General features: G+C 34.8%; 6 protein-coding genes and 5 pseudogenes. All 11 read left to right on the plus strand.

Annotated elements, in window-relative coordinates:
• The 11 genes and pseudogenes from JCM7501_RS16360 to uvrC all read left to right on the plus strand — a co-directional run bounded on the left by JCM7501_RS16360 (nt 1) and on the right by uvrC (nt 14,212).
• The gene (locus tag JCM7501_RS16360) at nt 1-219 is read left to right on the plus strand and encodes a hypothetical protein (protein WP_256200959.1); all 219 of its coding nucleotides are present in this window, start codon (nt 1-3) and stop codon (nt 217-219) included.
• Between the two features lie 121 nt (nt 220-340).
• Complete coding sequence (locus tag JCM7501_RS00845) at nt 341-1,141, plus strand: M23 family metallopeptidase (RefSeq protein WP_256200960.1); 801 nt, start codon at nt 341-343, stop codon at nt 1,139-1,141.
• Nucleotides 1,142-1,232: 91 nt separating this feature from the next.
• Nucleotides 1,233-2,429, plus strand: coding sequence for a S41 family peptidase (locus JCM7501_RS00850; RefSeq protein ID WP_028991452.1), 1,197 nt, complete (start codon nt 1,233-1,235; stop codon nt 2,427-2,429).
• A 9-nt stretch (nt 2,430-2,438) separates the two neighbouring features.
• Complete coding sequence (locus tag JCM7501_RS00855; protein ID WP_012995737.1) at nt 2,439-3,683, plus strand: PDZ domain-containing protein; 1,245 nt, start codon at nt 2,439-2,441, stop codon at nt 3,681-3,683.
• Between the two features lie 13 nt (nt 3,684-3,696).
• A pseudogene (locus tag JCM7501_RS00860) lies at nt 3,697-4,421 on the plus strand (2-phosphosulfolactate phosphatase family protein).
• 84 nt (nt 4,422-4,505) lie between these two features.
• Nucleotides 4,506-6,490: pseudogene (gene uvrB, locus JCM7501_RS00865) on the plus strand (excinuclease ABC subunit UvrB).
• A gap of 9 nt (nt 6,491-6,499) precedes the next feature.
• Nucleotides 6,500-9,282 (plus strand): annotated as a pseudogene (gene uvrA, locus JCM7501_RS00870) (excinuclease ABC subunit UvrA).
• A 9-nt stretch (nt 9,283-9,291) separates the two neighbouring features.
• Nucleotides 9,292-9,695: pseudogene (locus tag JCM7501_RS00875) on the plus strand (FHA domain-containing protein).
• Nucleotides 9,696-9,705: 10 nt separating this feature from the next.
• Nucleotides 9,706-10,950: an FtsW/RodA/SpoVE family cell cycle protein gene (locus JCM7501_RS00880; protein WP_028991455.1), complete on the plus strand. Its 1,245-nt coding sequence runs from the start codon at nt 9,706-9,708 to the stop codon at nt 10,948-10,950.
• Nucleotides 10,925-12,346 (plus strand): peptidoglycan D,D-transpeptidase FtsI family protein, encoded by a 1,422-nt coding sequence (locus JCM7501_RS00885; protein WP_028991456.1) that lies wholly within the window; start codon nt 10,925-10,927, stop codon nt 12,344-12,346. The genes JCM7501_RS00880 and JCM7501_RS00885 overlap by 26 nt, the downstream gene beginning before the upstream one ends.
• Before the next feature lie 17 nt (nt 12,347-12,363).
• A pseudogene (uvrC, locus tag JCM7501_RS00890) lies at nt 12,364-14,212 on the plus strand (excinuclease ABC subunit UvrC).
• Nucleotides 14,213-14,325 lie beyond the last annotated feature (113 nt).

A 14,325-nucleotide genomic window follows, 5' to 3' on the forward strand; every position in this document is an offset into this window, starting at 1 on the left:
TTGCGAGGAGATAGGTTAAAATGGTTATTCTTTGGTGCGATGTTTTTCTTTACCACACTCTTTACTTCTTATCCAAAAGCAGATCAACTTCAAGATGCTAAAAACAAATTAAATCAAATCCAAAAAACAATTACTGAGACTAAAAAGAAAAAGGAAGAGGTAATTAATCAAAAAAATGATATTGCTGCTCAAATAGCGGATTTAGATAAAAAAACTTAATGTTACACAGCAAGAATTAGCAAATGTACAAAAGCGATTAGCTGATATTACTGAAAAACTTAACAAAACGCGTGAAGAATTAGAAGTCGCTAAACAAAAGGAAAATACCCAGCTTAAAACAATGAAAGAGCGTATAAGGGCTATGTACATAAGTGGAGAATTGGGATACTTAGAAGTACTTCTTGGTGCTAAAGATTTTGGAGATTTTATAACACGATTGGATGTTGTAAAACGCATAGTAGATTATGATTCTAATCTATTCGAATCCTATAAGCAACAAAGAAAACTTGTCGAACAAAAGGAAAAGGAACTAGCGCAAATGCAAATAGAAGCGCAGAATTATAAAAACCAAATAATTTCTCGACAAAGGGAATTACAACTAGCTATGGCTTCTCGGGAAGGTTTGATGAGAGATCTGGAGAGACAGCAGAAACTATATGAACAGCAGGAAGATGAGCTTTTGAAGCAGTCCAAACAACTGGAGAAAGTTATTCAACAATTACAAGCGAAGTCAAAAATCAAATATAGCGGCGGAAAATTGTTATGGCCTGTTCCTTCCAGTAGCGTTATAACATCACCTTTTGGGACGAGATATCATCCTATACTTAAGCAGTATAGAACGCATACAGGTATTGATATTGCGGCGCAAACAGAAGCTTCAATATTAGCTGCAGCAGATGGACAAGTCATTTTTGCGGGTTATTACGGTGGATATGGATATGCAGTAATTATAGACCACGGGGACGGAATATCCACTTTGTATGGGCACAATTCTGCTTTGCTAGTTAAAGAAGGAGATACAGTTAAAAGAGGGCAAGTTATAGCAAAGGCAGGAAGCACAGGTTTAAGTACAGGACCTCATTTGCACTTTGAGGTGCGTAAAAATGGTGTTCCAGTAAACCCAATGGACTGGTTAAAATAGCCAGTCTGTTTTTTTATTTCGTGAATGTTGTATAATAAAGAAGAACCTTCATATATATAAATTTTAAGAGACTAAAAAAGGTGGGAATATTATGACTAAAAAAAGATTTTATATTTTATTAGCAGCACTTTTAATAGTCACAAATGTTATAACTTTTGTATTAGCAAATGCAGTATCAGTGGTCCTTCCTAATGGTAAAGTTATTGTTTCTCGTGAGGAATACCGGTTGATAAAAGAATATAATAAGCTTTTTGATGTTGAGAAAATTCTCAAAAATAGGTATGTTGATAAAGTTGACTTTTCAGCTCTTTTAGAAGGTGCTATAAAGGGAATGGCTAACTCTTTAGAGGATCCCTATACTGTATATATGAATAAAAAAGAATTTTCTGAGTTTATGACTCAAACAACAGGTACTTATGGGGGAATAGGGATAGTTGTAGCAGTTGATAAAGATGACCATATTGTGGTGGTTTCCCCAATAAAAAATACCCCTGGAGAGAAAGCAGGGATAAAATCCGGGGATATAATAATTGAGGTGAACAATAAAAAAGTAAGTGGTAAAAATTTAGATGAAGCAATAGCTTTGATGAGGGGACCAGAGGGAACAAAGGTTACCCTTACTATAATGAGAGAAGGAAAAACTTTTACTAAGACAATAACAAGAGAGATAATAAAATTAGAAACAGTATATGATGAAATGCTTCCTAATAAGATTGGATATATTAAGATTACAATGTTTGACCAAAACACGGCAAAAGATTTTAAAGCAGCTCTTGATAGATTAAAGTCTCAGGGCATGAGAGGACTTATATTAGATTTAAGAGATAATCCTGGTGGACTTTTAGAGGAAACTATAGATATTTCTAATTTAATTTTGCCAAAAGGGGTTGTTGTGACAACCAAAGGGAGAGTAGACAGTAAAGAATATTATTCTAAAGGACCAGGTCTGGGATTGCCACTTGCTGTGCTTGTAAATAAAGGCAGTGCTAGTGCTTCAGAAATTTTAGCAGGTGCAATAAAAGATAGAAAAGTGGGAGTTTTAGTAGGAACCACTACTTTTGGAAAAGGCCTTGTACAAACTATTGTTGACTTTGGTGATGGTACAGGATTAAAATATACTATTGCAAGGTATTATACGCCAAATGGCACAAATATTCAAGGCAAAGGAATTGAGCCAAACTATGTAGTAGAGCTTCCTGAAAATTACACTCTTCAAGATACTCCTGACTTAAAAGCAGATATTCAGCTTATAAAAGCTTTTGAAATTGTAAAAAGTAAGATAAAGTAGGGTGTTAAAATGATAGCTTTTATTAAAGTTTTTTGGTGGGCAATAGAGACGATAGCTTTATCAGTTTTTAATCCCTTTTTCTGGATAGTGATAATTCTGATAGTAATGCAATATAGAAACAAAATAGCCATAGAAAGAGAAATTATGGGACAAGAACAAGAACCGATGAAAGAATTGGTTCTTGACTCTGTCTTTTATGGTGTAATTGCTGCAATAATTGGGAGCTTTCTCATGATATTTTTAGGAATAACAATAGAAAATATAGGGCTTCAGTATGTATGGCCTTTGGCCATAGTATTGATGCTTGTCAATCCTAGATATATTTGTTTTTCTTATGCAGGAGGAATAGTTTCTTTATTCAGCTTGTTTTTTGGATTTCCTAATATAAATGTTCCTGCCCTTATGTCCATTGTAGGTGTTCTTCATTTGATGGAAAGCCTTTTAATATATATAGATGGTCCAAGGAATACTACTCCTATCTTTGTAAGGCTTAAGGATGGGCGAGTAGCAGGAGGCTTTACTATGCAGAAGTTTTGGCCTATTCCTTTTGCTGCATTAACTATTGTAACTGGAACTACAATCACAGGGCAGGTTATAAGCATGCCAGATTGGTGGCCCATTATAAAACCATCTGGAATTAATTTAAATAATGTAATTTTTTTGATGATGCCAGCAATTGCGGCTTTGGGGTACGGAGATTTAGCTTTAAGTCAATTTCCAGAGAAAAAAACTCGAATCTCTTCCCTGCGTTTATTTGGATTTAGTGTAGTTTTAATTGCATTAGCGGTGTTGGGAATTTATATTAAATCTTTTCAATATTTAGCAGCCGTTTTTGCACCAGCTGTTCACGAGCTTTTGATATTAATTGGACAAAGGGAGGAAAAGGAAAATCCACCTCTTTTTGTTGCGCCGGATAAAGGAGTGATGATTTTAGCGACAGCCAAAGGTTCTCCTGCTAGAGAAATAGGGATTAAGCCGGGAGATGTAATATTAAAAATTAATGACGTTACTATTGAGGAGCCGGATGATATAATACGAGTACTTAATGAAAGACCTTCTGTTATGTGGATTACTGTGAAGGATTTAAATGGCAATTATATTAACTATGAATATAAAGATCCCCAAGGAATTTTGGGATTGGGAATTTTAATAGTGCCAAAGGCAACTTCTATGATTTATGAAATTAATGAGGAAGGAATATTTATTAAAAAATTAAAAGAAATAATCAAGAACATCTTTAAGAGAAATAAATAAGGAGGAAAGGTGAGTGTTTTTACAAACCTTTGAGACTTATAATTCTTTTAATGAAAGAGAGTTAAAAAATAAAAACGTGGTTGTAATAGATACCCTACGAGCTACAAGTGTTATTACTACTGCTCTGTATAACGGAGCTAAAGAGATTATTCCAGTTTCGGAAGTAGAAGAAGCGATGGAACTTGTAAAAAATTTAGATAAAACGGCTTATCTTTTGGGCGGGGAAAGGAACTCCATGAAGATTGAAGGCTTTGATTTATCTAATTCTCCTCTGGAGTATACTCGTGAAAAGGTAGAAAATAAAACAATAATTTTCACTACTACCAATGGGACAAAAGCTTTAAAAAAAGTTTCTTTAGCAGATAATGTAATTTTAGGATGCCTTTTAAATGCTTCTGCTATTGCTAAGTATATACACAACAATAATAAAGATACAATAATTGTATGTGCTGGTACAGAAGGAAAATTTCTTTTGATGATATAATAACTGCCGGAGTCATATATAAAAAGCTGCAAGATTTAATGGATTTTAAAAGTGATGATTTGTCAAAAGCCAGCTATTTTTTGTATAAACCCTATGAAGATAACTTGTATGAAATAATGAAACATGGCTATCACTTAAAGAGATTAGAAGAATTAGGATATAAAGAAGACATAGAATTTTGTTTAACAGTTGATAAGTTTGATATTGTACCAAAACTCAAGGATGGAGTCATAAGAAATTCAGCCGACCTGTAAAGGCCGGCTGTTTGGTTATGTTTGTGTTGACAAGTAGGGTGTGCTATAATAAATAGATGATAAATTGCAAAGAGGGTAGAAAAAATGAGTGGATTTAAGTTGGTATCTAATTTTAAACCAACAGGAGATCAACCTCAAGCTATAGAGAAATTAGTTGAAGGAGTAAAAAAAGGATATAGATTTCAAACTTTACTAGGTGTCACAGGTTCTGGAAAGACTTTTACTATGGCTAATATAATACAAAAGCTAAACAGACCTACTCTTGTTATTGCCCATAATAAAACTTTAGCTGCACAATTGTACAGTGAATTTAAAGAATTTTTTCCTGAAAATGCTGTGGAATATTTTGTGAGTTATTATGACTACTATCAACCGGAAGCTTATATACCCCAAACCGACACTTATATTGAAAAAGACGCTTCTATAAATGAAGAGATAGATAAATTGAGGCACTCTGCTACAGCAGCACTTTTTGAAAGACGAGATGTCATAATTGTCGCCAGTGTTTCTTGTATATATGGGTTAGGAGACCTATAGATTACGAAAATCTTATGCTTTCTCTAAGGCCAGGGATGATAAAAGACAGAGACGAAATAATTAAAAAGCTTGTGGATATACAATATGAAAGAAATGATGTGAATTTTACAAGAGGCAAGTTCAGGGTAAGAGGAGATGTAATAGAAATTTTCCCTGCTTCTTTTTCTAATAAGGCGATAAGGGTTGAGCTTTTTGGAGATGAAATTGACAGAATAGCGGAGATTGATGTGCTAACAGGTGAAATATTAGGCTTTAGAAAACACGTGGCTATATTTCCGGCTTCTCACTATGCTACTTCAAAAGACAAATTAGAAAGAGCAATAAAAAGCATTCGAGAAGAATTGGAGCAAAGGTATAAAGAACTTAAAGATGCTGGTAAAATAGTAGAAGCTGAAAGGTTAAAACAAAGAACAAATTATGACTTAGAGATGCTACAAGAGATGGGCTACTGCCAAGGAATAGAAAATTATTCAAGGCATATTTCAGGAAGACCTCCAGGAAGCCCTCCTTATACCCTTTTAGATTATTTTCCTAAAGATTTTCTCATTTTTATAGATGAGTCTCATGTGACAATTCCTCAGATTAGAGGAATGTACAATGGAGATAGGTCGAGAAAGGAAGCATTGGTAGAATACGGATTTAGACTTCCTTCTGCCTTTGACAACCGTCCTCTTACTTTTGAAGAGTTTGAAGAGAGAATAAATCAAGTTATCTTTGTTTCTGCAACACCAGGGCCTTATGAGATTGAACATTCAGAGCAGGTTGTTGAGCAGTTAATACGACCGACAGGTCTTGTGGATCCAGAAGTAATAGTAAAGCCTGTTAAGGGACAAGTAGATGATTTGATAGGGGAAATTAGAAAAACAGTTGATAAAGGTTTTAGAGTACTTGTTACAACCCTTACGAAAAAAATGGCTGAGGATTTAACGGATTATCTCAAGGATATGGGAATAAAAGTAAAATATTTACATTCTGATATTGAGACGATTGAAAGGGTTGAAATAATAAGAGATTTAAGGCTGGGTAAATTCGATGTTTTAATAGGCATAAATCTTTTAAGAGAAGGATTAGACATACCTGAGGTTGCCTTGGTGGCAATATTAGACGCAGATAAAGAGGGATTTTTGCGTTCCGAGACTTCCTTAATACAGACTATAGGACGTGCCGCAAGAAATGCGGAAGGACGAGTAATAATGTATGCAGATACTGTAACGAATTCTATGAAGAGAGCAATTGAGGAGACGAATAGAAGAAGAAAGATACAAATCGAATATAACAAGAAACACGGTATAACTCCAAAGACTGTAATTAAGGGAGTAAGAGATGTGATTGAAGCTACTCATGTAGCTGAAGAAGAACAGAAGTACACAAGAAAGAAAGTTAAGACTTATGACCCTGAAATTATTAAGTCAACGATAGAGCAACTTGAAAAAGAAATGAAAGAAGCTGCAATTGAGCTGCAGTTTGAAAAGGCTGCAAAATTGAGAGATGTGATTTTTGAATTGAAAAAACAGTTGGAGGAAATAGTTTGAGGTGAAATCATGGCCAAGGACAAAATTGTAATTAAAGGGGCAAGAGTTCACAATTTAAAAAATATAGATTTGGAGATTCCACGAGATAAATTAACTGTGATAACGGGTTTATCAGGCTCTGGTAAGTCTTCTCTTGCCTTTGATACCATTTATGCTGAAGGTCAGAGAAGATATGTGGAATCTTTATCCGCTTATGCAAGGCAATTTTTGGGACAAATGGACAAACCAGACGTTGATTATATAGAAGGTCTTTCACCGGCAATATCTATAGACCAAAAGACTACTAATAAAAACCCTCGTTCTACTGTAGGTACGATAACTGAGATTTACGACTATCTAAGGCTTTTATATGCAAGGGCTGGGATCCCCCATTGTCCTGTTTGCGGAAAAGAGATTAGTATGCAAACTATAGATCAGATGGTTGACAGAGTCAAAGAATTGCCAGAAGGTACAAGGATACAAATACTGGCTCCTGTTATTAGAGGAAGAAAAGGGGAATATGCTAAGCTTTTAAATGACATAAAAAAGAGTGGGTATGTCAGAGTGAAAATTGATGGAGTCATGTACGATGTAAATGAGGAGATTAAGCTTGACAAAAATAAAAAGCATACTATTGAAGTTGTGGTAGACAGGATTATTATAAAACCGGGAATAGACATGAGGCTGACGGACTCTATAGAAACAGCTTTAAAATTAGCAGATGGGATAGTTACTATTGATGTAATAGACGGAGAAAGCTTTACACTCTCTGAAAAATACGCTTGTCCAGAGTGCAACATAAGTATTGAAGAACTCTCCCCGAGGATGTTTTCCTTCAATAGCCCTTATGGGGCTTGTCCTGTTTGTACTGGATTGGGAGAATTTATGAAGGTAGATCCAGAGCTTTTAATACAGGACACAAAAAATCTCTAGCAAATGGCTTGTTGCCGGGAATTGTTGCTTCACAGGATAGTTATGCTTATTACAACATTTTAAGATTAATTGAACATTTTGGATATACGGAGAATACTCCTTATGAAAAGTTTAGTGAAGATTTAAAAAGTGTACTGCTTTATGGCAAAGATACAAAAGGAAAGTCCTATGGATTTGAAGGGATAGTAAACAATCTTGAAAGAAGGTACAACAATAGTTCGTCAGATTTTATAAAAGAAGAGATAGAAAAGTATATGAGACCGGTTATTTGCCCTACATGTAATGGTGCAAGGTTAAAGCCAGAAGCATTAGCTGTAACTATTGGCGGACTTTCTATAAAAGAAATGACAGACCTTTCTGTTGGCGAGCTTATAAAATTTATTAATGAACTCAAATTAACAGAAAAACAAGAGATTATTGCAAAGCCAATTTTAAAAGAAATAAAGGCAAGGCTTAATTTTCTTGTAGATGTAGGACTTGATTATTTGACTCTGTCAAGGCCCGCAGCTACTTTATCAGGTGGAGAAGCACAAAGGATAAGGTTGGCAAGTCAGATAGGCTCTGGGCTTGTAGGAGTCACATATATCTTGGACGAACCCAGTATTGGACTTCATCAAAGAGATAATGAAAGGCTTATAAATTCTTTAAAAAAATTAAGGGACCAAGGTAATACTCTTATAGTAGTAGAGCACGACGAAGATACAATATATGCGGCGGACTACATTGTGGATGTAGGACCAGGAGCAGGTGAGCATGGAGGAGAAATTGTAGTTGCTGGTACGATAGAAGATGTATTAAAATGTGAAAAATCAATTACAGGAAAGTATTTAAGTGGTAAAATAAAGATAGAAGTGCCAAAACAGAGGAGAAAACCTAATGGAAAAGCTTTAATAGTGAAAGGAGCGAAGGAAAACAATTTAAAAAATATAGATGTGGTTTTCCCTCTTGGAGTATTTATATGTGTTACAGGGGTTTCTGGCTCAGGCAAAAGCACCCTTATAAATGAGATACTCTACAAAGCATTGGCACAAAAAATTTATAAATCCAAGGATAAACCAGGTAACCATGATACAATAGAGGGTATTGAGAATATAGACAAAGTAATAAATATTGACCAGTCTCCTATAGGCAGGACTCCTCGTTCCAATCCCGCTACCTATACAGGAGTTTTTGACTATATAAGAGAGGTTTTTGCAAATACTCCAGAAGCTAAAATGAGAGGTTATAAACCAGGGAGATTTAGTTTTAATGTTAAAGGTGGTAGGTGTGAAGCCTGCGGAGGAGATGGTATAATTAAAATTGAGATGAACTTTTTGCCGGATGTGTATATTCCCTGTGAAGTCTGCAAAGGCCAAAGGTATAATAGGGAGACATTGGAAGTAAAATATAAAGGAAAAAACATTTCGGATGTACTTAATATGACAGTAGAAGAAGCATTAGAGTTTTTTGGAAATATCCCTAGGATAAAAAATAAATTAATGACTTTATATGATGTAGGACTAGGATATATTAAGCTAGGGCAACCTTCTACTCAACTTTCAGGAGGAGAAGCCCAAAGAGTAAAATTAGCTACTGAACTTTCTAAAAGACCTACAGGTAAGACATTATATATTTTGGATGAGCCTACAACTGGATTACATTTTGCAGATGTGCATAGGCTTCTCGACGTTTTAAACAGATTAACTGATGCGGGTAATACTGTTATTGTAATTGAACACAACTTAGATGTCATAAAAAGTGCAGACTATATCATTGACTTAGGACCAGAAGGTGGAGACAAGGGTGGAATGGTAATAGCTACAGGAACACCTGAGGAAGTTGCTACTAATGAAAATTCTTATACAGGCCATTTTTTGAAAAAAGTCCTTTCTCAAAAATGAGGTGAATCTATGTATTATGCCATAGCTTCTCAGATATTAAAATATGTCCTTATTTTTCTCATCTACCTGTTTTTATACAGGGTTTTCAAAATAGTGTATATGGACATGAAAGGGGCAAGATATGAGAGGCAAATAACAGCGGCTAAACTTTCTTTTCTAAATGGAGAAAGGACTTTTAATCTTTTTGAAGTTACTACCATAGGAAGGTCTGAAGAATGCGATATAGTAATTGAAAGCCCTTATGTATCTGCAAGGCATGCTATCATACGAAAAAGGGCAGAAGGTTTTATATACAAGATTTAAACAGCACAAATGGCACTTTTATAAATGGCAAAAGAGTAAAAGGAATTGCTAAAATAAAAAATAACGATGTAATTACTTTAGGTGATGTTGAACTTAAATTTATTTTGTAGGTGAAATCTTATGGAAGAATATATAAAAACTGGTTCTAAAGCCATGAAAGATATCTTTTGGATATTTACAATAGCGTTTTTGTTGCTTTTTATATACAATAAGCCCAAAGGATTTGATACTATATATTTTACATTAACATTTCCAATATTAATTTATATTGCTTATTACTTACATGTAAGGCTGTTCCCTTTGGGGGAAATTCAGTTTATCATTTTAACTTCTTTTTTGACAGAAATGGGACTTATAATAATATATAGAGTTGCACCAAATTTGCTCATAAAGCAGATTATTTGGATATTGATAGGATTTTTACTTTACTTTATTTCCTCATATATTTTAAAATATTACGATTTACTTAACAAACTCAAATATGGAGAAGCTATTTACATTGTCCTTACAATAGCGCTGCTGGTATCCACATTAATTTTTGGAAGGGAAATAGGTGGCGCCAAAAACTGGCTTACTTTTGGTGGAATATATATTCAGCCTGCTGAAATTGCTAAAATAATATATATAATTTTTCTAGCAAAATATTTGTGCAACAAAAAGAAGACAAAACACATAATTATTTTAGCAATAATAACTCTTGTGATTGTGGGAATATTTGTATTAGAAAAAGACTTGGGAATGGCATTTTTATTTTATGCTACTACAGTATTATTAATCTTTGTTTCTACTTCTAATCTATTGTACACTGCAGTAGGGATTGGGTTATTTGTTTTAGGAGGCTTAATATCCTACTTTTTGTTTTGGCACGTAAGAGTAAGAATTGAGGCATGGTTAAATCCTTGGATGGATGTACCGGGAAAGTCATATCAAATTGTGCAATCTCTTTTTGCCATTGCGGCAGGAGGCTTTTTTGGTACAGGGCTTGGTATGGGGCATCCCGAGTATATACCGGTTGTGGCAACTGACTTTATTTTTTCTGCTATTAGTGAAGAATTTGGACTTTTAGGGGCTGTAGCCATAATCCTTGCGTATTTTGTTATAATGTATAGAGGAATTAAAGTAGCACTAAAGGCTAAAGAGGAATTTGGTACATTACTAGCTACAGGCCTCATTTCAATATTTAGCTTACAGGTTTTTATTATAATTGGAGGTGTCACAAAATTCATACCTCTTACAGGAGTTACCCTCCCATTTGTAAGTTATGGAGGCAGTTCTATGGTGACAAGCTTTGTGACGTTGGGTATGCTAAATGGCATAGCTCTTAAGGAGGAGCAGGAAGATGCCAAATTTGAAACACAATATTAAAATTCTATTTTGGGTTTTTTCTGCGCTTTTTTTTAGCTTAATTGCCTATTTAACTTATTTCCAGATATACGAAAGAGATAAATTAATTACAAGTTCTTATAGTATTTACAATAAAAGACTTATAGAGGAAGAAAAAAAGATATTAAGAGGAAGTATTTTGGACAGGAATGGTATCATTCTTGCAAAAAGCGTTGAGGTTGATGGGGTGCAAAAGAGGGAATACCTGGATGGCCCTGCTTTTGCCCATGTGATAGGATACAGCCGTAGAATATACCAGCAAGGAAACACAGGCATAGAAAAAGCCTATGATAGAGAACTTCTTGGAATGGTAGGAAATGACCCAATGACTATTTTAAGAAAGTTAATTTTAGCGAGAAAAAAAGTAGGAGATAATGTATATTTGACAATAGATAAAGCTCTTCAGGACCTTGCTTACAAAGAAATGGAGGGTAAAAAGGGGGCGGTTGTAGCTTTAAATCCAAAGACAGGAGAAATTTTAGCAATGGTTTCCACTCCTTCTTATGACCCCAATACTTTAGGAGAGAATTGGGAAGAAATAATGACAAGTTCTGAGCACGTAGTTTTAAATAGAGCTACGCAAGGTTTGTATCCACCAGGTTCTACATTTAAAATTATAACTACTGCTGCAGCTCTGACATATAAACCTGAATTATATGACGAGACTTTTAATTGTAAAGGGTATATAATTGTAGATGGCGATAGAATAAATGATTTTGGAGGCATTGCTCACGGAATAGAGGATTTTAAGCAGGCTTTTTATAGGTCTTGCAACTCATTTTTTATACAGCTTGGCTTGGACTTGGGAAGTGAAAATTTACAAACAATGGCTTACGCTTTTGGATTAAATAAAGGAGTTCCTTTAGAGATAGATACAGTAAAAAATCAATTTCCACCTCTTGAGAAAAAGACTAGTTTAGCAGAAACATCTATAGGACAAGGTGAAATGCTGGTAACCCCTCTTTCAATGGCTTTAGTCGTTTCTGCCGTGGCGAATGATGGAGTTATGATGAAGCCCCATTTAATGAAATATGTAGTAGATTCTATTTCAGGAGCAGTCATTGAAAAAAGCACTCCTTCACGGTATTTAAATCCTATATCAAAAAAGGTGGCATATACTATTAAACAATTGATGATAGGTGCTGTTAACGATAAAGATGGGACAGGAAAAGCTGCACAAATTTCCGGCGTTACAGTTGCAGGCAAAACTGGTACTGCAGAAAATCCTCATGGAGCACCTCACGCTTGGTTTGTAGGTTTTGCACCTGCTGAAAATCCACAAATAGTTGTAAGTGTAATAGTTGAAAATGGCGGTCAGGGCGGAAAAGTAGCAGCACCTATAGCAAGAGATATAATAAGAGCTTATTTGAGTAAATGACCTGAAGGTGATGGACAATGACTATAGAAGAAAAATTAAAGCTTTTGCCTGAGAAACCTGGCGTTTATATAATGAAAGACAAAAAAGGTGAAATAATTTACGTAGGTAAAGCGATAGTTCTCAAAAACAGAGTAAGACAGTATTTTCAAAACAAAGAAAATCAATTGCCAAAAGTAAAAGTAATGCTTTCTCACGTGTCAGACTTTGAGTATATTGTTACTGATACTGAACTTGAAGCTTTGATGTTGGAATGCAATTTAATTAAAAAGTATAAGCCTAGGTATAATGTATTATTAAAAGATGACAAAAATTACCCCTATATTAAAGTTACAGTAAATGAAGAGTATCCCCGCATAATGTTTACGAGAAGGATTGAACCCGATGGGGCGAAATATTTCGGACCTTATAGCAGTGCCTTTGCAGTAAGGGAGACTATAAAACTTGTAAGAAAAATGTTTCCGATAAGGACATGTAACAGAAATATTGAAAAGGATATGAGGAAGGTTAGAGAATGCCTTTATTACCACATAGGATTGTGTTCTGCTCCTTGTACTAACAAAATAAATAAAGAAGATTATAGAAAATTAGTGGACCAAGCAGTTCTCTTCCTTGATGGAAAAAGAGATTGGCTAGTACAAAAACTTAAAGAAGACATGCAAAAAGCGGCGGAAGAATTAAGATTTGAGGAAGCAGCGAGAATTAGAGACCAGATTTTTGCTATTGAAAGTACCTCAGAAAAACAAAAGGTGGTATCAGTAGGAGAAGATGAACAGGATATAATTTCAATAGCAAGAGGTGCGAGTATTTCCTGCATACAGGTGTTCTTTGTGCGTGATGGAAAATTAAGCGGAAGAGAGCATTATTATATGAAAAATACAGAAGGCATGGAAAGAGGAGAAATAATCTCTTCTTTTATAAAGCAATTTTATGAAGGCGCTCCTTACATTCCCAAGGAAATAATAACTGATGTGGAATTAGACGAAAGAGAGCTTCTCAGTGAGTGGCTATCACAAAAGAGGGGCAACAAAGTTTTTATAACAATTCCTATGAGAGGTAAGAAAAAAGAACTGGTGGATATGGTTTATCAAAATGCTTTAGAAGCTCTTAAGAATGACATATCAATAAGAGAGGAAATTTCAAAAGATCAGGCTGTATTAGAACTCTCTAATTTAGTGGGACTTGATTATGCCAGAAGGATTGAAGCCTATGATATTTCAAATACAAGGGGACAAGACAATGTAGGAGCCATGGTGGTGTTTGTAGACGGAAAACCTAAAAAAAGTCAGTACAGAAAATTTAACGTAAAATATGTTGAAGGACAAGATGATTATGAGAGTATGAGAGAGGTAATAGAAAGGCGTTTTTTTGCACGGAATTGAAGAAAAAGAGCTTATTGAAAAAGGCGAACTTGAAGAAAATAAAGCTAAATTTGCTGAAATGCCTGATTTAATATTAATAGACGGTGGTATAGGGCATGTAAATGCTGTACTGCAGGTATTGTATGGTTTAGGAATTGCTATTCCTGTTTATGGGATGGTAAAAGATTCAAAACACAGGACCCGAGGCCTTGTATCACCTCAAGGTGAAATTGATATACCTATGACTACAAAAGCTTTTCGCCTGATTGCTCAAATACAAGAAGAAGCTCACAGATTTGCGATAACTTTCCACAAAGAAAAGCAAAGCAAAAGATTTAAAAGCGAACTTCTCAATATTCCTGGTATAGGTGAAAAAAGGGCAAAAGCTTTATACGATGCTTTCAACTCTATAGAAGAAATAAAAAGTGCAAGTTTAGAGGATCTTAAAAAAGTGAAAGGAATGAATGAAAAAGTTGCTCAAGCTGTATATGAATATTTTAGAAAATAAAAAGTGTCAAGATCTTGTCTTGGATGCTTTCGGCTTGTTGACAAACTTTCGAAAAGAAGATATTTTGCGTTTGTCGCTTTGGAACTCTGGAGCGACGATGCAAAATATCTTCT

The organism is Thermoanaerobacter thermocopriae JCM 7501 (assembly GCF_001310975.1).
GTDB lineage: Bacteria > Bacillota > Thermoanaerobacteria > Thermoanaerobacterales > Thermoanaerobacteraceae > Thermoanaerobacter > Thermoanaerobacter thermocopriae.